Below are 23645 nucleotides of genomic sequence, written 5' to 3' on the forward strand. Positions count from 1 at the left end.
TCCTTAGTTGTTGCGATTGTCTTCGTCATCGCCGCTGCGCGGTCCCCACGCAGGAGGCGGCACCAGGAAGCGCTCGAAATGCCATTGATCGAAGGCATCGAGGTTGTTCTCCCACGTGCGCGGCACATGGGGCGTTGCCGCGTTCATCTGAATCATGTCGCAATAGAATTCGACATAGTTGCCATCGGGATCCTTGAACACCAGAAAAACGTTCTCGCCCGGACCGTGCTTGCCGATGCCACGCACGATCTCGACCCCCTTGGTCTTCAGAAACGCGGCGGCGCGTTCGATTTCGTCAAGATCGGCCAGTTGATAGGCGAAGTGCTCCAGGCCGGGCCGCCGCGTGTCGGGCCCGTCGTCGAACTTCGGGGAGTCGGCCGGCAGTTGCGCGAGCGCCAGATCGTGATGCTCTTCGCCACAGCGAAGAAAGACCATCTGGTCGCCAATGCGGTCCGACACCTCCAGGCCGACGATATCGACGTAAAAGCGGGCGGACGCCTGCAGATCGCGCACCATCATGACCAGATGGCCGAGGCGGCGGGGACGAGGGCGTGTCATTGCGATATCTCCATAGCGTATGTGTCTCGCAAACCGGGGATCCACGCTGGACTCCCGGCCTCAAAATGCATGCTGCATACCGGTGACGACGGCTACCTGACGATTCGTGGACGACGGGCCGCCGATGCCCTGAAGCACGGCTACCGCGCCATTGCCCGACGCCATCTGGTACAGCACGTTCACGTAAAGCGACGTGCGTTTTGAGAGCGAGTAGACATCCGCGACGCTGAACTGCGTCCACCGCCCGCCGTTGAAGCGCGAGTACGCCACGCCAGCGTTGACGGCATTCGTGAGGGTCCACTGGAAGTTTGCTCCCAAATCGTAGTTCGTCATCGTCTGGGCATTGCCGCCCGCGGCGATGCGTGTGGCGGTGAACAGCGCATGCAACAACCAGCGCTCGATCCGGTACGACATGCCCACGCCGTAATTGCGCACGTTGTCCGTTGGAAACGTCGCACCGCCGGCCAGACTGATGCCCCGATAGCTTGGCAACCCGAGGCCACCGCCCAGATTCAACGCACGGTTGTTCTCACTCTCATAAGTCGCGCCAATCTTGAACGGCCCGTTCGCGTAATCCAGCGCAAACGCGTAATTGCGCCCCTGCGCAAACGCCCCCGGCTGATTCGAAAACCCGTACATCGCTCCCGCCGTCAGGCCGCCAATGCTGGGCGTGCGGTACTTGACCGAGTTGTCGTACTGAAAGGTGTTGGCCAACTCATCGAAGTTGCCCGGGTGCATGGCATAGAAACTGCCCAGATTGAAGCCCGTGGAAAACGGCGCGAGGATGTCGAAGTTGAAGGTGGTCTGATGCCCGAACGTCAACGTGCCTGCACTCTGCGACGCCAGCCCCACAAACGCCTGACGGTTGAACATCACGCCCGAGCGGATCATGTTGCCGTTCAATACGGAGAACCCGCCCTGCAGGTTGAAGATGGCGCGGTTGCCACCGCCAAGATCCTCGCCGCCGCGAATGCCCCAGAAGTTGGGCACCAGATTGCCTTCCTGTGCCGCGAACAGTGCATTGCCCCTCACATTGTTCACGTACATCACCCCGGCATCGATGTTGCCGTATAGCGTGACGTTACTTTGGGCAAAAGCGGTCCCCCCGCACAGCGCCAGAAGCGCCGTGGCCGATCGAATGCGGTTCATGAATGGGTCTCTCTGTGTTGATGTGTCTCTGTCCGGTTGCCGCGCGACGTCAGGCAACACCCATGATTTCGCCCAGCTCGGTGACCAACCGCCCGTACTCGGGGAGCAGGCGAGTCACCTTGGGATCTCTAGGGCGCGGCAGGTCGACGCGAATGTCATGCACGACGCGTCCCGGACGGGGCGACATCACCAGCACCCGGTCTGCCATGAACACGGCTTCGTCGATGCTGTGCGTCACCAGCAGCACGCTTTGCCGGTTCGCCTGACACAGCCGCAGCAGCTCTACGTTCAGGCGGTCGCGCGTCAGGGCGTCGAGTGCACCGAATGGCTCGTCGAGCAGCAGCAGATCCGGCTGCGTGATCAAGGCTTGTCCCAACGCCACCCGCTGCCGCATGCCGCCGGATAGTTCGTGCGGATAGCGGGTCGCGAAGTCGTCGAGACCGAGCACTTTCAGCATGCCGGGCACCCGCTCGTCGATCACATTGCGAGGTATGCCGCGTGTCTGCGCACACAAGCAAAGATTCTCGACCACGTTCAACCACGGCAACAGGTTGTATGTCTGGAATACGATGCCAACATGCGGGGACGGCGCTTTGACTTCGTTGCCGAACACCCTCACCACTCCGGACGGGTCGCATGGATACAGCCCGCCGATCAGTCGTAGCAACGTGCTCTTGCCGCAGCCGCTGGGGCCGAGCACCGCGACGAACTCGCCACGCGGCACCTCCAGCGAGAGCGGCTCCAGCGCCCGCACTCCGGCTCCCTCAAAGGTCTTTGCGACCTTACGCAGCGAAATTGCCTGCGCTGCGATCCCGTCGCCGGGCGCTGTGGCGCGCGGACGCACGGCGTCGGCCTCGGGCGAACTCATCACCTTCATCGTCAACACATCGCGCTCCTTGCGAGGAATGTGCGAGGCGTGCCTCATTTGCGCGCGCCAACCCAGCCGTTATGGGAGATGTCGAACACGTTGCCGAGCGGATCCCGGAATTTCTTCTCGTAGTACAGCGATGTCTTGTCGATCGGCAGATCCATGAAGAACTCGCCACCGTTCTGCGTGATGGCGCCCGACTGCGCATCGAGGTCGTCGCACCAGAAGCCGATGTGGTGAAAGCCCACAAAGTCCTTACCTTTGTCCAGGCCTGCCGACGCGTCGTTCTTGTAGTTCAACAGCGCGAGACACACCGTGCCGTCCGTGAGATAGACCCCGCTCGCCAGAGGAGAATCGGTCTGCCCCGCAATCGTCATGCCGAACGTTTCGCAGTAGAACTTCGCTGTCTCGGCCGGGTTAGGCACGGCGAGGGCAATGTGGCGCAGCTTGGCCATGGTTGTGCTCCTGTCTGTCGTTTGTGGTTGTTTGGGAAAACGGGCTTCATGAGGGCTGAAGTGCTTCAGTCGAGCCAAATCCTTCAACACCGGTTCATCAGCGAGTCAGTCAACGAACGCGTCTGTATAGATGTCCTCGCTCTTGACCTTGCCCCCCAGCCTGAACGCGCTGTCGATAAAAGCCGCCGTCTTGTTCATGCGCTCCGGCGACATCCAGCCGAGCTGCTTCTTCGACGCAGTCTTGTCGACGATCAGGTCGGCCGTCTCCGACACTTGCTGGGCAAGCACGTCTCGATCGAGCATGGGGTATTGCTTCACGATGATGTCGACCGTCTCTTTCTGGTGTGCCACCAGATAGTCGTAGCCCTTGTAGGTCGCTTGCACGAACTTGCGAACCATCTCGGGGTCCTTCCTGATCAGCTCGTCAGAGGTAACGACGCCGTTGCCGTAGATGTCCAGCCCATAGTCGGCATACTCGATGGCGCGAAGGGTCAGCTTCGCCTGACGCGCATCTTTCTGAATCACCGCGCGGTTCGAGCCGCGCCAGCATTCGGCGAGATCGATGCGGCCCTGAATGAGCGACAGATCCACCACAGAGGGGTCCATCTGCACAAGACGGAGATAGTCGCGCGGCAACTTGTTCTTTTCGAGCCATGCCGGTGCAATGTTCTGCACCGGGGACCCCGCGCCGCCGCCAAGGCGCTTGCCCGCCAAATCCTTCAGCGACGTGGCTTTGGTGTTCTCCTCCACGTAGCAGAGGCCGGCCGGCCAGCGGGTGTTGATCGCCCCCACCATGCGTGTCTGGCCACCGTTGGCTCGGTTGAGCGACACGCTCACCGGATCGCCGTAACCAAACTGAAACGCGCCGCGATCCACCTCGTTGACGGTCCGATTGCCGCCATAACCGCGCACCGCCGTGACGTCGAGCCCCACGTCACGATAGAACCCCTTGTCGATCGCCACCAGCACCCCAGCGGTACTGCCTTGCGGGACCCACGCCAGATTGAACGTCACGGCCTGTCCCGCCTGCGCCGCTCCGGCGGTGAACGCGACGCCCGCAACACACGCGGCCCAGTACTGAATTCGCTTGCCCCACTTCATGGTGTCTCCTGTGAGATGGCTTCTTGCAGTGCACACGAGGTTGCGGACTGACGATCGACTGGCTTATGCGGCAGCCACCGGATTGCGCAGCGTGCCAATGCCCGCGATGTGCGCTTCCATGACATCGCCCGGTTTGAGATAGATGCCACGCCCCATGCCCACACCGGTCGGCGTGCCGGTCGCGATCACGTCTCCCGGCTGCAACGTGAGAATCGTCGACAGATAAGCGATCTGCTCGCGCACGTTGAAGATCATCTCGGCGGTCGAGCCGTTCTGCATCACGTCTTCGTTCACCTTCAGGCGCATGTGAACGTCCTGCGGATCGGGAATCTGGTTGGCCGGCACGATCCACGGGCCGATCGGTGCGAAGGTGTCGAAGCACTTGCCGCGGAACCAGTCGAACTTGAAAGGGAAATCGGTGCGCATGTTCAGATCGCGTGCCGACACGTCGTTCACGACCGTGTAGCCCGCCACGCAATCGAGCGCGCGCTCGACGCTGATGTTGCGAGTCGTCTGACCGATCACCGCACCTAGTTCAATCTCCCAGTCGACCTGTTTGGACGCAGCGGGCATGCGCACGACATCGTTCTGGCCGATCACGGACGTATTCGGCTTCAAGAACACATAGGGTTGGCTGTCCGCCTTGGCCGCCAGCACCGTCCCCATTTCGTTCGCGTGCTCGACGAAATTCGACGCCGCACAGAACACCCGCTGCGGGCGCACCGGCGGCAGGATGTCGTTCACCCCGATCGTCAGCGGACGCATCTCGCTACGCTTCGCCTCTGCCTTCGCCGCGAATCGATCCAATTCCGGCGAAACGTCGGGCCATTGGGCAATCAGACCGTCAACCGACAGCGCCGCCCAGGCGGGCAACGCCCCGTCGAAGACGAGACGTGCCGCGTTGGCCAGATCAAAAAGTTGTTCGCCACTGAGCACCAGCGCCGCGCGCTCCGTCAGGCCGTTCCGGTAATTCGCCAATGCGTACCACACCATTTTTTCGTTCCTCGCGATGTTGTTCGGACCACCGTGCGCGATCACAACACCAAGGTTCGATGTCTCACGCCGCACGGTTAAATGCATGCTAGTCACATCACATATATGTGTAAACGATTTTATACATTTATAGGGTAAGCACCCATTTTTGCTGCGAAGCGGAAAAATGTTGTGGAATTACGCGATGATGGCTGACGAAGCGAGCAAGTGCGCCGACATTCGTCGTGGCGCGATGCGGCAAACGGGGAGATAAAAGAGGGGCGACGGCCGTGGCGAGAGGCCGCGCTGCATCGGAAAACTCAACGGCATCATTGAATGGCGCACGCTGGTCGTCGAGCGAAGTGCGTTGCACCGTGTAGATGCGGCTCGGGATGAAGCGCGCGAAGAGGACTGAGCGAAGGAGAACCGGTGCCACACATGCCGATGACGTGTGGCACCTTGAGTCGCGTGTGATGTCGCGCGACCCGAACGAGCATCAAAAGGTTTAGGCGCTGCGCAGCGCCGGATGCGCCCCCTTGCCAAGCACCACGTTGGCGATCACGGCAACGACGACATTCACCGCCAAGGCGATGAGGCCGGTGTAGAGGGATATCTTGTCCCCACCGAACATAAACGTGTGTACCGGCTTGATCCCGTCTGCGAATGCCAGCCAGCTTCCGTACACGATACCGACGGCCCAACCGCACAACAGCGCACGCGCCCCAAACCAGCTAACGAACAGGCCGAAGACCAGCGCCGGGAATGTCTGCAAAATCCAGACACCGCCGAGCAACTGCAGATCCAATGCGAACTGGGTCGGCAGGAACAGGATGAACACCAACGCCCCGAGTTTCACGACCAGCGACACAATCTTGGCCACTTTCGCCTCGCCTTCATGCGAAATATTCGGGTTGACGTAGGGCTTCCAGAAATTACGCGTGAACAGGTTGGACGCGCCGATGGACATCACGGCGGCCGGCACCAACGCCCCGATGGCAATCGCGGCAAATGCAAAGCCTGCAAACCAGCTCGGGAACAGGCTGTTAAACAGTGCGGGTACGACATCGTTGTTCGTCTGCACCTTCACGCCAGCGGCATAAGCCATGAAACCCAGCAACGCGATCAGGCCGAGCAGCACGGTGTAGGCCGGCAGGAACACGGCGTTCTTGCGAATCGTGTTCGCATCCTTCGCCGCAAAGACCCCGGTCAGCGTGTGCGGATACATGAACGCCGCCAAGGCAGAACCAAGCGCGAGCGTCGCGAACGGCAGGAACTGTGCAGGTTGCAACGTCAACCCCGTCGCGCCGCCCTTCCTGGCAAACACGTCACGTGCCGAATCGAACACAACGCCGTAACCGCCCAGCTTCGCCGGCACGACCACCACCGCCACGAGGACGACGATGTAAATCATCAAATCCTTGACGAACGCGATCAGCGCCGGGGCGCGCAGACCGGCGGCGTAGGTGTAAAGCGCGAGGATCACGAACGCGGCCAGCAACGGAAACTCGCCCGTAAGGCCCAGCGCCTTGATCACCACTTCCATACCGATCAGTTGCAGCGCGATGTAAGGCATCGTTGCCACGACACCCGTTAGCGCAATGGCGAACTCGAGCGGACGCGACTGATACCGGCCGAAAACGACATCCGCCGCTGTCACATGCCCGGCCTTGTGCGCTGCATGCCACAGCTTGGGCATGATCAGGAAAACAATCGGATAGACCAGAATCGTGTACGGCAGCGCGAAAAAGCCGTAGGCGCCCACGGCATAGACCAGCGCGGGCACGGCAATCACCGTGTAAGCCGTGTAGAAATCACCCCCGACAAGAAACCACGTGATCCAGGTACCGAAGTTTCGCCCTCCCAGCCCCCACTCGTCGAGGTTGGCTTTGCCTTTCGGTGCGTCGCCCGTCATCCAGCGCGAAGCCCAAAAACCCATGACGGTCACGAGGATGAAGAAAAACACGAAGACCGCCAGCGCAGTCCAGTTGATGCCCGAAGTGTCCATCACTCTTCCCCTTTCTTCAGACCGTTGCGGAACACTATCCAGATCAGCAACGACGTCAGCGGCACCCAGGCGAATTGATACCAGTAGAAGAAAGGAAAGCCCCAGAGCGATGGCAATTCCCGGTTGTAGAACGGGACCCACAACAAGCCGATAAACGGCAGCAATAGCAGTAACCGCATTTGCGTGTCTCTCCTCGCGTTTTCGTTGGATTGATGCGTATTGACTAGCCACTGATTTGCACTCTAGCCCATCGACGCAGGTTTTGCCGGGCGGGCACGGAACCCTGGAACTGCGGGGCTCGGCGGGGTTTTCGTGGCGTTGTGCGTGTTGAAACGGCAGGTCGGATCGCGTTGCAGTCGCGGTGAATTTGCCATGGCTTTTTCATGGCGAAGTTCGACGAATCGATGAGGAAATGCGCGAGGGTGGAACGGATAGCCCACGTGACAAACGCGGCGCCCGGCAACGATGCCGAACGCTTCGGATATTTCATGAAAGCCCGACATGCGTGACGGGCAGGATGACCGTAGACACGATCATCCCGTTACGCCCGGTGACGGCCACTCGGTGTGGCGAACTCATGGCGGGATTCCCGCCATGGAGCACTCACCCAAGCGATGGCGGTGCCGCCTGTGCGACGTCGATACGCTTGGGCAAGAGATTGAGTTCAAGGAACGCGTCTGCGATCTGCTGCTGCTCGGCCAGCGTCGCGCGCGTGATGCGATCGATGCCGAACTGCTGACGCGACAGTACCAACTCAACCGCATCGCGCGGCACACCCCACAATTGCGCGTACTCGGAAGCCGCGGCCGCACGATTGGCCTCGACCCATTTGTCGACGGCATTGAGCTCTTCGATCACCACGCGCAATACGTCCTCGTTGTGCTGCACGTAGGTGCGCGACGTGAAGAAGTACAACCGGTTCCCGACGAGGCCAGTGCCATCGGTCACGAGACGGGCGTCGAGGGACTTCTGCGCGACGGCGAGGAACGGATCCCACACCAGCCAGGCGTCGACCGAGCCGCGCTCGAACGCGGCGCGCGCGTCGGCGGGTTGCAGGAAAACCGGCGTAATGTCCTGCGGTCTCAGGCCAGCCTGTTGCAGCAGACGGACATAAAGATAGTGGGTGTTTGAGCCTTTCGTGAACGCGACACGCTTGCCCTTGAGCTGCGCGAACGCGCTGATCGGCGAGCCCTTCGGCACGAGCAGGCCTTCGCTCCTGGGCCGCTTCACGCTCTGACCGTAGTACACAAACGGCGCACCGGCCGCGAGGGCGAACACCGGGGGCGCTTCGCCAACGTCGCCGAAATCGATCGAGCCGACGTTGAGCGCCTCCAACTGTGGTGGCCCCGACGGGAATTCGGTCCACGTCACGTGCACACCGAGCGGCGCGAGTTGCTTTTCCAACGTGCCGCGCCCCTTGAGCAACGTCAGCAGCCCTTTCTGATTGCCGATACGCAGCACCCGGCCCCCGGAAGCGGCGCCTGTGCTCGATTGTGCGAATGTGCCCGGGGCGACGACGGCACCCGCTAGCGCGGCGGCGCCGGTCGTAAGCAAGCGGCGGCGGAAGGGGGAGAAGGAGGCGGCCATGGAGAATCCATCGAAGTTGACAGTGTCGTCCAGACTAATCAGCCACCGCCCCGATGGGAACGAATCGCTTGTGGAATGCTTATGACGCTACGCCGAGGTGGCCGTTTTCGGACTCGATAAGTGCCCCATGACAATGCAGACTCGATCGGCGGGACGGTGCCTACGGATCCTCCCGCCGACGGCATGGGGCACGCCCGGCCTAGGCCTGGCGCTTCACGCCCCGGATACCTGAAAACCCGTCACACGCTCAGAAGTCCCAGAGCACCGGCACCCAACGATAAGCGTCGCCGTTGCGTGCAATGCGTCCCACCGAAGGGAACGGCAGATGCGCCGCCACGAGCAACCCTCGGTTTTCCGCCAGCTCTTCGAAGAGCCCGATGCGAACGCGCGTCGACTCTTCCGGGTCGTGTTCGAAGCCGTTCTGCCAATCGGGATGATCGAAGCCGACCGGAAACATGGCGTCGCCGGCAAAGGTCAGTCGTTCGTCGCCCGAAACGATATCGACCACGCAGTGCCCCGGCGTATGGCCGCCCGTGATACGTGCGATCACGCCCGGCGCGACCTCACGTGTCTCCTCGAATACATGCAATTGCTCACGATATTCGTTATAGAAGCTTGTCGCGGTAGTACGCAGGACTGCCGGCACCGGCGTCGGCATGACGGTATGCGAGAAGTCGGGCGAGGTCCAGAACGCAACCTCGGTCGCCGACACGTGGATGCGCACATTCGGGCTTAGGCGCGCCTTGACTTCCGGGACCAGCAGCCCGCCCACGTGGTCCATGTGCATGTGGGTCACGATGATGTCCGTGACAGACTCCAGATCGATTCCCGCCGATTGCAGTCGGCTGGGGAACTGCCCCGCGCGCGGGAAGCCCGGGAACTGCCCGCCCAGTCCGGCGTCGATGAGAATCGTCTGACTGCCGCTGCGAACCACCATCACGTTCAGCGGCCAGTCGAAAGCGTCCGGCGGCATGCACATGCTATCCAGCCATGCCGCCAGATCGGACGGCGCGACATTGGTCGCCATGGTCGAGGTCGGCAGCGGCAACACGCCGTCGCTGATCACCATCGCATCGATATCGCCGACGCGAAGCGCGTAACGGGAAGGCACCAGATCGACAGGGCGGTTGCCGCTGGCAAACAAGATGTTGTCTGAAGTGGGCATCGTAAATCTCCTGAATAATGACCAGCCGGGACGACCGGACTCTGTTTCGTGGGAGGAACTGCGTTGAAACGTCAGCGGTGCCGGACACGCGGGAACGCGGTCCAGCCGGCGTTGATGCTGTCTTGCAGCGGCCGTCGGCCATGCGAAGCACCGGAGTCGTCGACTCCCTTCGCTTACCTCGGAAAAGGCCCTCGCGTATTCGAAGGCGTTCTTCTGTCTGGTGAGGGCATCGTAGGTGCGGCTGCATACGGGCGGTAGATCTGCGGGAGGAAGCGCGCTGTTGTGCTGCGCGCACCAATACTCCGGCGACAGCGCCTCGCGCGCCGCGATCGGCGCTCGATTTGGCGAGACGACGCGACACTCGCTTGCCGACACCCAGGCGCTGCGGCAGAATGAAGCGCTTTCCATCTCACTGCCGCTGGCGTTGGCCACGACACATGACCGACTCCCTACTCCTCTTCGAACGTCAGCGCCCCCGCCTGTATGCCATCGCCTATCGGATGCTGGGCACCGTGGCCGAGGCCGAAGACGTGGTGCAGGAAGCATGGCTGCGCTGGGATGGCACCGACCGTCTCGCCGTCGAGAACGCCGAGGCTTGGCTGGTGACCATCACGACGCGCTTGTCCATCGACCGCCTGCGGGCCGCAAAGGTCGAACGCGAGCATTACACAGGCGCGTGGCTACCCGAGCCAATGCTCATGTCTCCGCCGTCGACCCCCGAGCAGGACCACGAGCTTGCTGACGACGTTTCGGTGGCGTTCCTGTACATGCTGGAGCGCCTCTCCCCCGACGCTCGTGCCGCTTTCCTGATGCGCGACGTGTTCGATGCGGACTATGAGGACATCGCACAAACGTTAGGCAAGACGCCGGCCGCCGTGCGTCAGCTCGTGCGCCGCGCCCGACTGCAGTTACGCGAGGGAACGCCGCGCGAAGCCGTGCCGCGCGCCACGTTGCATCGACTGTTGCTGGCCTTCGCAGACGCCATGCAGCGCAGCGACTTTCACGGTCTCCACGCCCTGCTGAGCGACGACGCCGAACTGATCGGCGACGGTGGCGGCAAGGCCACGAGCTTCAGCAGTCTGGTGGGAGGCAAGCGCCTTGCGCAGTTGTTCTACGCCGGCAAGCGCAGGTTCCGCGACGCGCTGCGCACCGAGGTGGTTCAGGTCAACGGTCAATGGGCTCTGTTGCGGTTCATCGACGACAAGCTTGAGTCCGTACAGTCCTACGAAACGGATGGCAAACGCCTCACGCGTGCACTGGTGCAACGCAACCCCGACAAACTCGCGCGTATCGCCGCCGAGATGGCAAAACCCTGACGCACGGGCCGGCTTTGGTGCGTGGCGCGCAACATGGTGATCCCCTGCGCGGTGCTACCGCAGCACCGCAGGCGCTCCTACGATGAGGACCTCACTTCCCTTGCCGAGGACATGCCATGCTGAAGTTCATGAAGTTCGCCACACGCGCGTTACCCCTTGCCGCTGCCGGCGCATTCCTCGGACCGGTCACCCACGCCGCACCGCCACAACCCATCGTGACCGAGCTGATGGACAAGGCCCTGCCGGACCTTCCCGGCAAAGACGCACTGATGCTCACCGTCGACTACCCTCCCGGCGCAGCCGATCCGATTCATCGTCACAACGCCTATGGCTTTGTGTACGTGCTCGAAGGCAGCATCGTCATGCAGGTCAAGGGCGGTAAGGAAGTCACGCTCAACGCCGGTCAGACGTTCTACGAGGGTCCCGAAGACATCCATACCGTCGGCCGCAATGCCAGCCAGACCAAGCCGGCCAGGTTTCTGGTGGTGTTGATCAAGCAGCAAGGCGCACCTGCCCTGATTCCGGTCAAGTAACCCTCCCCCCGATTTCCCCTACGCCGCTTCCCCGCGCCCCGCTCCCGGGCGTGCCTTGAAGCTGGCCTTCCTTTGGGAGGGCCAGTTTTTTTTGTCTGATGTCACAGAACGCGTTGCTGGGCCGTCTTACCAGCAGGAACAACCAACCGCGAATCTGTCATCATGCCGACGCCCTTACCCGCCTCACCGCTCGCCCCGCCCTCCAATAGTGCGGACGCTCTGGCCGACAGCTTCACGACAAGCTATGCCGGTGTCGTGGCCTTCATCGCCGTGGCGGCGGAAGGCAACTTTGCCAAGGCGGGCGACCGTCTGGGCATCGGACGTTCGGCGGTCAGCCGAAGCGTGCAGAAACTGGAAGATCAGCTCGGCACGCGACTCTTTATTCGTACCACCCGCAGCACCTCACTGAGCGCGGAAGGCAAGCGCTTCTACGAACAGTGCCATCCGGGCGTGGAACGGATCATTCAGGCCCTGGAGGACATGCGAGAGATGCGCCAGGGACCCCCTTCGGGGCAATTGCGAGTGTGCTCGACGGTAGGGTTCGGGCGAAAGATCGTGGCACCCCTGCTCCACGGGTTTCGGGCGGCTAATCCGAACATCTCGATCGATCTGGTGCTTGACGACGGGCCCACGGACTTCACCACGGACCGTATCGACGTATCGTTCAGAAACGGCCGTATGGAAGACAGCCGGGTGATCGCGAAGAAGGTCATTCCCATGCAGATGATGCTGTGCGCCGCCCCCGACTACGCCGCCAAACACGGCCTTCCCAGGACCGTCGACGAGATCGCCAGGCACCAGTGCGTGAATTTCCGGTTTGCGTCCGGACGCGTGTACGAATGGGAGTTCAAGCTCGACGGCCAGTTGCGCAAGGTCTCGCCGAACGCCATGCTGACGTTCAACGACGCGGATCTGGTGCTGCAATCGGTGCTCGACGCTCAGGGTATTGCGCAAATGGCGGCGTATCAGGTGTGCGACCACATACGGGCCGGACGATTGGTCACCTGTCTGCCACAGTTCGCCCCCGACGACCGGGGACACTTCATGTGCTTTCTGAGTCGCCAGCATTTGCCGACACGCATTCGCGTTTTCATCGACTACATGACAGAGCACATACGTGCGATGGACTTGCAGATTCTGGACGACCGGCAACTCAAGCAAGCGTAGACGGCTATTGGGTCAGCCCCACGACGCTCTGAATACCGTGCTGCGTCATCTTGAAATACGGACACAGGCGTTCCGTGTTGCGCACCAGTTCTTCGGCCACGACCTTGGCGATGTCAGGCAAGTGGATGTTGAGGTCGGCGGTGAGGGCAAACAAGCCGTCAACGGGATCCCGGCCAAAGGTGATCGTCGCGGTCACCGAAGCGTCGGGAATCGATAGGCCCGCGCGTTCGGCCAGCATGCTGAGCGCGCCATGAAAGCAGGCCGCATAGCCAGCGGCGAACAACTGTTCAGGATTTGTGCCGCCGCCCACACCGCCCAGCTCGACGGGCAGGCGCAACTCCACGAACAACTCGCCGTCGTCGGAGATCGCGATGCCCGAGGCGCGGCCATCCGCGACCTCCCCGCCGCGTACCGTCACGCTCGTGGTGTACAGAGGATGAAAATCCTCGCCACGGTACTTGTCCAGAAGACTGTGAGGAGGAGGCCGCAGTTTGCTCATTGAAGGTCCCCGTGTTCTCCGCTACTTTTTGTCGTTCGTGCGGCTGAACCAGGTTTCGAAGTCGATCTTGCCCAAACGCGCATCCGGGCCGGGCACCAGCGTGTCGTCGTCGAGCGCCGCACCGAAGTAACGTGCGCCGGGAGTGGCGTGAACCGTGCGCGAGTCGCCGATCTTGCGCAGGTACCGTTGCGCCAGCTCGGCCAATCGTACCCGCTCCGGTCCTGCGACTTCGACGATGCCGTTGACCGGGGCAGCCAGCGCCGCATCGGCCATGGCCAATGCCACGTCATCGGAGGCGATCGGCTGAATGAACGCGGTTGAGAGCTGCACTTCGCCACCTTGCCCCGCCGATTGCACGATACTGCCCAGAAACTCGAAGAACTGCGTGCAATGCACGATGGTGTACGGAATGCCGCCTTGCTCGATAAGGGCTTCCTGCGCAATCTTGGCGCGGAAATACCCGCTCTGGGCCAGACGCTGCGTGCCCACCACCGAGAGCGCAACGTGATGACGCACGCCGGCCCGCGCCTCGGCCGCGAGCAGATTGCGGCCCGACGTCTGAAAGAACGTCAGCACGGCTTCGTCCTCGAACGAGGGGGAGTTGGCCACATCGACCACGGTGTCAACGCCGACGAGTGCATCGTCGAGCCCCTCGCCGGTCAGGGTATTCACGCCCGTGGCAGGCGACGCGGCGATGGCCTCATGCCCACGTTCGATCAGCACCCTGACGAGTTTGCTGCCGATCAACCCAGTCCCACCGATGACCAGAATTTTCATGACGGCTCCTCAGTTGAATTTCGCCTTGTCCAGGCCATAGGCCTTGTCGGCCGAACCCGGCACGGTCCGGAAGCCTACGTTCAGACGGTTCCAGCCGTTGATTGCCATGATCGCGAAACTGAGGTCCGAAATTTCCTTTTCCGTCAGTTCGGCACGCACGCGTTCATAGATTTCGTCCGACACGCCGTGAGCGGCGAGCGTGGTCAGCGCTTCGGTCCAGGCGAGGCAGGCGCGCTCGCGCGGCGTGAATTCGGTGGATTCGCGCCAGATCGCAATGTGATGCAGGCGCAGTTCGTGTTCGCCGCGAATCTTGGCTTCCTTCACGTGCATGTCCAGACAGAAGCCGCAGCCGTTGATCTGGGAAGCACGGATCTCGACGAGACCCAGGATCGACTGCTCGATCGCGCTCGACTTCAGGAGCATGCCCAATTCGACGAGCTTCTTGAACAGTTCGGGCGATTGTGCAAAAGCGTTCAGACGTTGACTCATGATGACTACCTCGATGGGTTGGCGCGTCCCGGCAATGCCTGACGGGCGTCGCAAAAGCTTGAACAACGCCTGAATCGTAGGCCCGTAAGAAAGCCAGCAGAAGGCCCCGGCAAGGGAGCATCGTGTTGCTTCAATAACAACAATGCTGACATGCGCTATTTCGGGAAGGGATTACCGCAGGGGGAGTCATCCGACGGGGTGGCCCGGGGTGCGCGCGTGGCGCGATACCCCGCGTCGGCCTCGCGAGCCGTGGGTGGCGCCAGGCGGCAAGGCTGACGAGCGCCGCAAGCGCGGGCTATCAGGCTCAGAAACTACAACAATCGCAAAGCAATTCCGGATTCAGCAGGTCGGGCGGGCGTCCGCCCAACCTGCCGAAACCGAACGCGGCGACAAGGTTCTCCACCGCACGACCAATATCGGGCGACGACATGGCCCGCACGCCCGCTCGCGTCATCGCCTCGATGTCCATCTGCGGCTCGCTCGGTGTCAGGCAGCACACGGCCTGAAGTGCGTCGAGACCGGCGAGCATCTGCGCATCGATCACATCGCTCGCCCCCACCAGCGCGGCCGCTGCCGAGCGAAGATGCGCGCTCAGAACGTCGCGCGACATCGCCTCTGCCGGGTCGCACATCGCCACATCGAAAAAACGGTCGAGACGTTCGATGGCCGCCTCATCCAGTGGCTGTGTGACGACCACGCGATGCCGCCGCAGTCCGGCGAGCGCGAGCTTCATGCCGGCACCGCTTCGGTGTCTGCGCGCACCACCTCGTCGGTACGCATCGGTACACGCCCGCGAATCATGTCGGCCGCGCGTTCGGCAATCATGATGACCGGCGCGTTGATGTTGCCCGAGGTCAGATCCGGCATCACCGAGGCATCGATCACGCGCAGCCCTCGGACCCCCTTTACGCGCAGTTCGCTATCGACCACCGCCATCGGGTCATCGTCACGCCCCATCCGGCAGGTGCCCGCCGGGTGGTGGACCGTAATCGCCGTCTTGCGAATGAATGCGTCGATATCGGCGTCGGACGAGCTCGACGGTCCTGGCGCGATTTCCGCCCCGATATACGGGGCAAGACTCGGCTGCGCGGCCAGATCGCGCACAATTCGCACGGATGCGCGCAACGCCGCCCAATCGTAAGGCGTCGACAGGAAATTCTGATGGATGCGTGCTTTGGCGGAAGGATCGCTCGAGGCGAGCCGCACCTCCCCTCGACTTTCCGGATGCAGCAACACCGTGCGGCACGCAAACCCATCGTTGAACGGCTGCTTGATCGGCTTGAAGTAGGGCCATGCCCCGAGCGGGGCAGCGGTCAGCAACAGTTGCAAGTCGGGAGCATCGCTGGACACCGGCGCCTCGCCACTATGCATGAAACCGACGACGCCGCCCGGCACATCCGCCGCAAATCCCTTGCCCGTCAGATACGCGCGGATCAATTGCACGCCGATTCGGTCGAGACGCATCATGCGGTGGAATGGCCCCGGTGTCGCGCGGCGATACATCACGATCACCGACGGATGATCCTGAAGATTGCGGCCAACGCCCGGACTTGCCACTTGCGTCCGGATACCGATCGTCGATAGTCGCTCGGGGTCGCCAATGCCCGAGAGCATCAGCAATTGCGGCGTATTGATGACACCGCCCGACAACAACACTTCGCGGCTAGCCAACGCCACGTGCTTGACGCCGTTCTGCCAGTACTCGACCCCGACCGCCTTGTCGCCTTCGAGCACGATGCGAGAGGCGAGCGCATCGACTTCGACCCACAGCCCCGCACGCGCACGCGCCGGATGCAGATAGGCTCTGGCGGCACTACAACGACGGCCGTTGTGAATCGTCATCTGGAGACGGCTGAAGCCGGCTTGTGTCGCGCCGTTGTAGTCATCGATCCAGGGGTGCCCGGCCGTCACGGAGGCTTTGGCAAACGCCCCCAGCAACGGGTCCTCGTAGCGACACCGCTGCACGTTCAGTGGCCCGTCGCCGCCACGAAATGCGTCACCGCCCTCCTCCCAGCGCTCCTGTTTGCGGAAATACGGCAGCACCGCCTCGAAGGACCAGTCGCGCACGCCGTAGTCGCGCGCCCATCGGTCGAAGTCGGCGCGATTGCCCCTGACGTGCGCCATGGCGTTGACCGACGACGACCCGCCAACCACCTTGCCCCGCGCACATTCCACGCTGCGTCCGCCGACATTCTCCTCAGGCTCGCAGTCGTACATCCAGTCGTGCAACCGCTTGGTCAGGATCTTTCCCCAGCCGAGCGGAATATGAATCCACGGGTCGCGATCCCACCCGCCGGCCTCCAGCACGAGCACACGAACGTCGGGGTCTTCGGTCAGACGATTTGCGAGCGTGCAACCCGCCGAACCCGCGCCAACGATGATGTAATCAAATGTGGTTTGCATGCCTGCGTCCTGCAATCGGTTGACGGGTCAGCAAGGCGCGGCAACGCGGCGCAGACTGACGTGAATGTTCTTTTCCTGCGTGAACGACAACATTTCGCCGAGACATTCCTCGCGCCCCATGCCCGACTGCTTCATACCGCCAAAGGGTGCGCCGAGAAAATGTTTGCCGACTTCGTTGATCCACACGTACCCGGCATTCACGCGCGACGCGGTGCGCATGGCCTTCTCCAGATCGTTCGTCCAGATGGCGCATGTCAGCCCATAGTCAAGCGCATTCACGTCGGCAAGCATCTGCGCTTCGTCGCGCCATTTGATGATCGACAGCACGGGACCGAAGATCTCCTCCTGCGCGATGCGCATTTGCGGATCGACATCGGAGAACACCGTCGGCTCGACGTAGTAGCCGTTTGCCAGCGCCGGGTTGTCGGGCACCTTGCCGCCGAACACGAGTCGCGCCCCCTGCTCATGCGCCGATGCAATGTATTCCAGTACCCGCGCGTGTTGCGCATGACTGATGATCGCGCCCATGCTCGTTTTCGGGTCGGTCGGAAGACCGGGCACAAAGGCCTTGCATCGCTCGGCAATACGCTCGATGACCGCCTCGTAGACACTTTCGTGCAGGAACAACCGGCTGGTCGACCCGCACGACTGGCCGCACCAAGTGAAGTTCATGCCGGCCACTGCCCCGGCAGCAAGCGCGTCAGGATCGACATCGGGGTAGGCAATCAGGGCGTTCTTGCCGCCCAGCTCCAGCAACATCGGCTTGATGCGCTCTGCGGCACCCCGCGCCACCGCCCGCCCCGTCGGTATGCTGCCGACCAGCCCGAGCATCGCCACGCCGGGGTGCGACACCAGCGACTCGCCCACCTCTCGCCCGCCGTTGAGAATCGACACGACGCCAGGCGGAAATAGACCGCCAACGATCTCGGCAAGCCGCAACGAGGACAGCGGGGCCTGCTCTGGCGGTTTGATGATCACCGCGTTACCCGCCGCAAGCGGCGCCGCCATCTTGCCCGCGGCGAACATGAACGGATGGTTGAACGCCACGATTCTGGCGACGACGCCGACCGGTTCGCGCACCGTGAAGTCGAGCGCCTCCGGCCCCATCGGAATCGACACCCCCTTCATCTCGGTGACGAGTCCGGCGAAGAACTCGAACAGCGCCGCCGCGACCATCACGTCGCCCGCCATTTCGGCGACGGGATTGCCACAGTCGGCGGCGTCGAGCAACGCGAGATCGGCAGCATGCTTGCGCATTTCGACGGCGGCCGCCTTGAGCACGCGCGCCCGCTCCAGCGGCGGCGTATCGCGCCACACGGCAAATCCCTCGCGGGCGGCGGCGACTGCGGCATCGACATCGCTGGCGTCGCCGATCGCCGCACGGCCGATGCGCGATCCGTCACCAGGGCTAAAAACGTCGGCATAGCGCCCCGAACGCGGAGCGTGCCATGCGCCGCCGTAGTAGAGCCCGTCATGTGCCGGCAGGACCAACCCTGGAACACTGTCTCGCGTTGCGGAGCTTCCGGAAGTCGGGGAAATCTCAGACGTCATGGCTGTCATCTCCGGTCACCTCATTTACGCAACGGCTTGGCGGCCGTCAGGAACTTCATGTCGAAACCGGCACTCGGCTTCGCGCCCGCGTCTATCGAACCCTCTTTCTGGAGGATGTCGAACATCTCGCCCCAGCGTTTGCCATCGACCCAGCCGATGCCGTTCGCCGCCGTGTCGGCCGAATACATCGTGTGCTTGAAATCCGCGTCGAGCTGCTCGGCGAGGATCTTCTCCTGCCCCTTGTATTCGGGGTTGGCCTTGACCACGATGGCGACGGCCTCGTCGGGATGGGCGATGACATAGGCGAACGCTTCCATGTAGGCGTTCACGAAGCGCTGAACGAGTTGCGGATTCGCCGCCACCATCTTGTCCGAGGCGAACATGCCCGAGCCGTACACGTTCAGCCCATGATCGGCCGCCTGCAATATCGAGAGCGAGCCCGGCCCGCCGGTCTTCTCTTCGAGCAACGGCACTTCGGCGTCGATATACCCCGGTACGGCATCGACGCGCCCCATCACCAGATAGTTCTCATAGGGCGGTGCCACCGTGCTCTGCTTGATGTCCGCAAGCGACATGCCGTTCTTGCTCAGGAAGGCCTTGAGGAACACATATGTCGAACCGGCAGGATGCACGCCGACATTCATGCCCTTGAGATCCTTGGCCGAATTGAGCGGCTTACGCGACTTGACCGACACCATCGCCAGCGGGCTTTTCTGATTCACGGCCACGAGCGTGGTATTCGATGCCCCTTGTGTGCGGGCAACCATCAACGTCGAGAGGTCGCCGAATCCGAATTGCGCGCTGCCGTTGGCCACCATGCGCAGTGCGTCGACCGAGCCGGTGCCTTTGCGGATCGCTGTCACGTTGATGCCCTGCTTCGCGAACATGCCCTTGTCGCGCGCCACGAAGAACATCGCGTGGTTGCCGCGCACGATCCAGTCCAGTTGGACGATAACGTCGTCGGCGGCCACCGCCGGGGCTGCCGCCCCCAGCAACGACATCGACACGAGAAGAACCGAAAACAGTTTGCTCAATCTGCTCACGCTGGTACTCCTGCAAGAAGGAACGCTAAGAAAGTTGACGCAACGACATCCCGGCGAATGGCGTTCAGTGACGCGCTTCGCCTCCCCATGTAATGAAGCGGTGCTCGAACCACTCGACGGCGTAATAGAACAGCACGCCGAGCAGCGATACTTCGACGAGTGCCGCAAAGACCAGCGGCATCTGCATCTGTGTCGAGGCGAACTGAATCACGTAGCCCAGCCCTGCCGAGGCGCCGGCAAATTCACCGACGATGGCGCCGATGACGCTCAACGTGATCGCGACCTTGATACCGGCCATCAACGCGGGCAACGAGTGAGGGATCTGCACGCGCATCAGAATCTGGGTTCGTGTTGCGCCGACCGACTTGAGCAGCGCCACCAGATTCGGATCGGCCGAGCGCAGGCCCACCAGCATGTTCAGTGCCACCGGGAAGAACGCCATCACGACGATGAGAAGAATCTTGGGCATCAGGTCGTAGCCGAACCAGAGCACGAATATCGGCGCGAGCGCGATCTTGGGCACGTTCTGGAAGACCACCATCAACGGATAGACAGCGCTGCCCAGCCGCTCGAAACGCGCGATACAGATGGCAAGGGCCGCGCCCACCACGGAGGACAGCACGAATCCGTAAAGCACCTCTCGCGCCGTCACCCACGCGGCGGCGGCAAGTTCGGACTGCTTCGCCACCAATGCACCGACGATCTGCGTGGGTGTCGGCAACACAAATGCCGGCACATCGAACACGCGTAATCCGGCTTCCCACAGCACCAGCAACGCGATCATCAGCGCGACTCCCGGCCCGGCGCGCCACAGACCGCGAAAGGGTTTCGGGGCGGCACGGCCGCGCGCGCCAGCCGGTACGACGTCAGTTGGCGACGCACTCATGATGTCCTCCCGGCCCGATGGCCCTCTTTGAGACGTTTGCGCAGATGCGAGGCCGTCTGGGCAAATGCCAGCGTGGCGTAACTATCTTCGTTGCGGGGATACGCCAGCGGCACCGTCAGACATTCGAGAATGCGCGCGGGCCCGGTCGCCATGACCGTGACTTCGCGCGACAGGAATACGGCTTCGTCAATCGAGTGCGTCACGAAAACGATCGTCTTGCCTGTGCGCTTCCAGAGATCGAGCAGAAAATCGCTCATCTCCTCGCGGGTGATGGCATCGAGCGCGCCGAACGGTTCGTCCATCATCAGCACTTCCGGATCGAGCGCCAACGCTCGCGCGATCGAGACACGCTGCCGCATGCCACCGGACAACTGCGACGGCTTGCGATCCACCGCATGCCCCAGCCCCACGATGTTGAGCAATTCGAGCGCGCGCGTGCGAATGGCATCCTTGTCGCGCAGCGTGCCAACCAATTCCATCAGCAGACAGACGTTATCGAACGCGCTCTTCCACGGCATGAGCGCCGCATCCTGAAACACCAGGCCGATGCGACGCTGCCGGACCGCCTCGGCCGGCGTCATGCCGCCCACGCTTACCCGGCCGGTCGTGGGCGCCTGCAATCCCGCAAGCACCTTGAGCAGCGTGCTTTTGCCACAGCCGGACGGCCCCACCAGCGAGGTGAATCCGCCGCGCTCGACCGACAAATGAATGTCGTTGAGCACACGATTGATACGCCCCTGCGTCTCGAAATCGACGCAAAGACCGCTGACGCTGATGTACGGCTCAGACGATGTCGTCGCCGTCGCCGTCGAGCGGGTCCGCGGCGACATCTCCGGCTGATCGGGACTTGCCATAGGGAGACTCCAGTCTTGCTGTTTTATTGGAATATCGCCGCGCCCCGGTGAGCACGCGGCAAGCACGTCTGCATCGATGCCCGCTTACCCTGCGCTCGTGGCTTTCACGAACGCCGGACGCTGCTCGATGCGGGCCAGCCATGCCGTAATGCCGCGCAACGCCGGCAACTCGAACGGGAAATTCACGCAGCGCTTGACCAGCGGTGCCAACGCCACGTCCGCGAGACTGAACGACTGCCCGGCACACCACGGCACCTCACGCAGATGGGTGTCCAGAATCTTCAGCTCGGCAGCGAGGTTCGGCCCTGTATCGGCGGACTGTTCATCCTTCGGCTTCTTCGCGTCCTTGAAACCCGCGAGATAGACCGGGTTGAGCGATGCCAGTGTCCAGTCCATCCAGCGCTCGACGAACGTGCGCTGCGCGGGATCGTCCGGATACAGCGACGCGTGCCGACTCGCGAGATAGCGCAGGATCGTGTGCGACTCCCAGATGACGAGGTCGCCGTCGGCGAGCGTGGGCACCTTGTTGGTCGGATTCATCGCAAGGTATTCCGGCGTGCCGGTGTTGCCGAACTGGCGGCCGTAATCCAGCCGCTCGTAGGGCTTGCCCAGTTCCTCGAGAAGGAAGATGACTTTCTGCACGTTGCCGGATGTTGCACGTCCGTAGAGCTTCAGCATGTCGGTGTCCTCAGGTGATGTTCAGTGTCTTGGCCGATTCAATGGCTTCACAGCGGCCGGTAAGCGATGCATTCGATCTCGATGCGCGTCGTAATCACGGCGCGCGCCTCGACGGTGGTCCGCGCGAGGCGACCGTCGGGGAAGAACTCCTTGAACACGCCGTTGTATCGGCCGAAGTCGCGGGCGTCTTCGAGATAGACCGTCGCCTTGACGACATCGGCCAGATCGCACTCCGCTTCGCGCAGTGCGCGTTGCACGGCCAGGATCGTTGCGCGGGTCTCTTCCTCGATCGTGCCGCTGACCATGCGCCCCTCTTCGTCCTTGGCGACCTGCCCCGAGACGAAAACGTAGTCCCCCGCCCGAACCGCCGGATGGAACGGCAGGTTGGGGTTCTTTTTGCCATGTACCGAAATCGTCATTACCGTCCTCTTCGTTGTCGTGGGCGTCCGGCGGTCATCCCGGGAAGCATTCGATGATGTCGACGCCCTGCTGCCGGTCGAGCAGATACACGAGACCCCGGTCGTCGATCGTGACGTCGTTGGATGAGGCACGCTCGCAACCGGCGGGGGCGTCAGGTTCGTAGAAGGCAATCTCCTTGGGCGCAAACGGATCGGCGATATCGACCAGCCGCATGCCCTTGGCGAACCATGCAAACGGCAACGTCGTTCCCACAAAGCGCTCCGAGGGCTGGTGACACCCCGACATCGGTTCGCGCGGCGCGCCGTCGGGATCGACACCGGCCACCTGAAACGTCGATATCGGCATCGGCTGGCGTTCGTCGGTGATGTCGTAGACCCAGGCGAACGACGGGGGCGACGGGCGCAGTTTGGCGACGTCTTCGTCCGCCACCACCATGACGCGACGCCCTTTGACGAGGCCCGGGATCGGCAAGGCGGTGTGCGTCGGGTGCGGATGGGCCGGGCTGCTGTTGATGCCGGAGACCAGCTTCGGCGACGACATATCCGAGATATCGAGAATGAAGAAGCCGTGGTGCCAATAGGAAACGTAAAGGCGATCGCCCATGCGCAGCGGGTGATGACACCGCGGGCGCACGTAGTCGTCCCACGGATATTCCTCGCCTGCGCCGACGTTCTGCCCCGGAATCCACCAGCGCCCCACTTCCTCGGGGCACTCGGGCTTCGCCAGATCGAGGATCTTGACGATGTTGCCGACGAAGCCTTCCGCCGTTGGCGAGATATAGGCGTAGCGGCCATCGAAGTCGTAGCGATGCACTCCGCCGGCCTCACCGCCGGAATACCAGCGCGAGATCAGCCGCGGCTCGGACGGTCGCGTGATATCGAAAATGCCGAGCCCACCGCCAAAGTCCGGCGCGCCTTCGCGAAATTTCTCGTAGTTCACGAGCATCACGCCGTCCTGCACGCGAACCTTGTGCGAATGCCAGCCCATCGGCACTTCAAGCGTTGCCAGCAAGCGTGGATGCTTGGGATCGGAGACGTCGTAGATCGACGTGCCCGCTGGCGGACGCATGTGCGAGACATACAGGATGTTGCGATCGATCCACACCTGCCCGCCACCGGGGCAGTCGATGTGGCTCACGAGCCGCGTGTTCCACGCCTTGGCCATGGAGG

Annotated in this window: 25 protein-coding genes; 3 read left to right on the forward strand and 22 right to left on the reverse strand. The window is 62.5% G+C overall.

The genetic code is table 11. The annotated features are described in order from the left end of the window. Positions 1-3: 3 nt before the first annotated feature. The 10 genes from PI93_RS20780 to PI93_RS20825 all read right to left on the reverse strand — a co-directional run bounded on the left by PI93_RS20780 (position 4) and on the right by PI93_RS20825 (position 9860). Positions 4-558 (reverse strand): VOC family protein, encoded by a 555-nt coding sequence (locus PI93_RS20780; protein WP_039365221.1) that lies wholly within the window; start codon positions 556-558, stop codon positions 4-6. Positions 559-618: 60 nt separating this feature from the next. Further along, a complete protein-coding gene (locus PI93_RS20785; RefSeq protein WP_039365219.1) occupies positions 619-1707 on the reverse strand; it encodes a porin in 1089 nt (362 codons plus the stop codon). A 49-nt stretch (positions 1708-1756) separates the two neighbouring features. Next, positions 1757-2632 (reverse strand): ABC transporter ATP-binding protein, encoded by an 876-nt coding sequence (locus PI93_RS20790; RefSeq protein WP_236105769.1) that lies wholly within the window; start codon positions 2630-2632, stop codon positions 1757-1759. After that, positions 2629-3030 (reverse strand): VOC family protein, encoded by a 402-nt coding sequence (locus PI93_RS20795; protein WP_039365218.1) that lies wholly within the window; start codon positions 3028-3030, stop codon positions 2629-2631. The genes PI93_RS20790 and PI93_RS20795 overlap by 4 nt, the downstream gene beginning before the upstream one ends. Before the next feature lie 105 nt (positions 3031-3135). Continuing rightward, a complete protein-coding gene (locus PI93_RS20800; protein WP_039365216.1) occupies positions 3136-4131 on the reverse strand; it encodes an ABC transporter substrate-binding protein in 996 nt (331 codons plus the stop codon). Positions 4132-4194: 63 nt separating this feature from the next. Further along, positions 4195-5124, reverse strand: coding sequence for a fumarylacetoacetate hydrolase family protein (locus tag PI93_RS20805; RefSeq protein WP_039365214.1), 930 nt, complete (start codon positions 5122-5124; stop codon positions 4195-4197). A gap of 484 nt (positions 5125-5608) precedes the next feature. Beyond that, complete coding sequence (mctP, locus tag PI93_RS20810) at positions 5609-7108, reverse strand: monocarboxylate uptake permease MctP (protein ID WP_039365212.1); 1500 nt, start codon at positions 7106-7108, stop codon at positions 5609-5611. Beyond that, positions 7108-7287, reverse strand: coding sequence for a DUF3311 domain-containing protein (locus PI93_RS20815; protein WP_039365210.1), 180 nt, complete (start codon positions 7285-7287; stop codon positions 7108-7110). Before PI93_RS20815 ends, mctP begins: the two co-directional genes overlap by 1 nt. Before the next feature lie 424 nt (positions 7288-7711). Continuing rightward, positions 7712-8695, reverse strand: a complete 984-nt coding sequence (locus PI93_RS20820) for a sulfonate ABC transporter substrate-binding protein (RefSeq protein ID WP_039365208.1) — start codon at positions 8693-8695, stop codon at positions 7712-7714. A 247-nt stretch (positions 8696-8942) separates the two neighbouring features. Continuing rightward, a complete protein-coding gene (locus PI93_RS20825) occupies positions 8943-9860 on the reverse strand; it encodes an MBL fold metallo-hydrolase (protein ID WP_039365206.1) in 918 nt (305 codons plus the stop codon). A gap of 437 nt (positions 9861-10297) precedes the next feature. Between PI93_RS20825 and PI93_RS20830 the strand changes: the two genes are divergently transcribed. The 3 genes from PI93_RS20830 (at position 10298) to PI93_RS20840 (ending at position 12876) form a co-directional block, all read left to right on the forward strand. Continuing rightward, positions 10298-11176: an RNA polymerase sigma-70 factor gene (locus tag PI93_RS20830; RefSeq protein WP_039365204.1), complete on the forward strand. Its 879-nt coding sequence runs from the start codon at positions 10298-10300 to the stop codon at positions 11174-11176. 116 nt (positions 11177-11292) lie between these two features. Next, entirely contained in the window at positions 11293-11709 is a 417-nt protein-coding gene (locus PI93_RS20835; RefSeq protein ID WP_039365202.1) for a cupin domain-containing protein, read from the forward strand. Between the two features lie 162 nt (positions 11710-11871). Continuing rightward, a complete protein-coding gene (locus PI93_RS20840; RefSeq protein WP_039365200.1) occupies positions 11872-12876 on the forward strand; it encodes a LysR family transcriptional regulator in 1005 nt (334 codons plus the stop codon). A gap of 4 nt (positions 12877-12880) precedes the next feature. Here the strand turns inward: PI93_RS20840 and PI93_RS20845 are convergent, their stop codons facing one another. The 12 genes from PI93_RS20845 to PI93_RS20900 all read right to left on the reverse strand — a co-directional run bounded on the left by PI93_RS20845 (position 12881) and on the right by PI93_RS20900 (position 23640). After that, the gene (locus PI93_RS20845; RefSeq protein ID WP_039365198.1) at positions 12881-13375 is read right to left on the reverse strand and encodes an Ohr family peroxiredoxin; all 495 of its coding nucleotides are present in this window, start codon (positions 13373-13375) and stop codon (positions 12881-12883) included. A 21-nt stretch (positions 13376-13396) separates the two neighbouring features. Further along, entirely contained in the window at positions 13397-14152 is a 756-nt protein-coding gene (locus PI93_RS20850; protein ID WP_039365196.1) for an SDR family oxidoreductase, read from the reverse strand. A gap of 9 nt (positions 14153-14161) precedes the next feature. Next, positions 14162-14641 (reverse strand): carboxymuconolactone decarboxylase family protein, encoded by a 480-nt coding sequence (locus PI93_RS20855; protein WP_039365307.1) that lies wholly within the window; start codon positions 14639-14641, stop codon positions 14162-14164. A 304-nt stretch (positions 14642-14945) separates the two neighbouring features. Beyond that, positions 14946-15374, reverse strand: coding sequence for a Rossmann-fold NAD(P)-binding domain-containing protein (locus PI93_RS20860; protein ID WP_039365194.1), 429 nt, complete (start codon positions 15372-15374; stop codon positions 14946-14948). Further along, the gene (locus PI93_RS20865; protein ID WP_052240307.1) at positions 15371-17044 is read right to left on the reverse strand and encodes a GMC family oxidoreductase; all 1674 of its coding nucleotides are present in this window, start codon (positions 17042-17044) and stop codon (positions 15371-15373) included. Before PI93_RS20865 ends, PI93_RS20860 begins: the two co-directional genes overlap by 4 nt. A 27-nt stretch (positions 17045-17071) precedes the next feature. After that, positions 17072-18595 (reverse strand): aldehyde dehydrogenase family protein, encoded by a 1524-nt coding sequence (locus PI93_RS20870; protein ID WP_080758954.1) that lies wholly within the window; start codon positions 18593-18595, stop codon positions 17072-17074. 20 nt (positions 18596-18615) lie between these two features. Then, on the reverse strand, positions 18616-19638 hold the full coding sequence (locus PI93_RS20875; RefSeq protein ID WP_224786099.1) for an ABC transporter substrate-binding protein: 1023 nt from the start codon (positions 19636-19638) through the stop codon (positions 18616-18618). Positions 19639-19702: 64 nt separating this feature from the next. Continuing rightward, positions 19703-20524 carry an ABC transporter permease gene (locus PI93_RS20880; protein ID WP_052240305.1) on the reverse strand — a complete coding sequence of 274 codons (822 nt, stop codon included), beginning with the start codon at positions 20522-20524 and terminating at the stop codon, positions 19703-19705. Next, a complete protein-coding gene (locus PI93_RS20885) occupies positions 20521-21378 on the reverse strand; it encodes an ABC transporter ATP-binding protein (protein ID WP_236105767.1) in 858 nt (285 codons plus the stop codon). Before PI93_RS20885 ends, PI93_RS20880 begins: the two co-directional genes overlap by 4 nt. Positions 21379-21462: 84 nt before the next feature. Next, complete coding sequence (locus tag PI93_RS20890) at positions 21463-22056, reverse strand: glutathione S-transferase family protein (protein ID WP_039365190.1); 594 nt, start codon at positions 22054-22056, stop codon at positions 21463-21465. Between the two features lie 47 nt (positions 22057-22103). After that, on the reverse strand, positions 22104-22475 hold the full coding sequence (locus PI93_RS20895) for a RidA family protein (RefSeq protein WP_039365188.1): 372 nt from the start codon (positions 22473-22475) through the stop codon (positions 22104-22106). A gap of 34 nt (positions 22476-22509) precedes the next feature. Continuing rightward, the gene (locus tag PI93_RS20900) at positions 22510-23640 is read right to left on the reverse strand and encodes an LVIVD repeat-containing protein (protein WP_039365187.1); all 1131 of its coding nucleotides are present in this window, start codon (positions 23638-23640) and stop codon (positions 22510-22512) included. Between the last annotated feature and the right edge of the window lie 5 nt (positions 23641-23645).

Source organism: Pandoraea fibrosis, assembly GCF_000807775.2.
GTDB classification, from domain to species: Bacteria; Pseudomonadota; Gammaproteobacteria; order Burkholderiales; family Burkholderiaceae; genus Pandoraea; species Pandoraea fibrosis.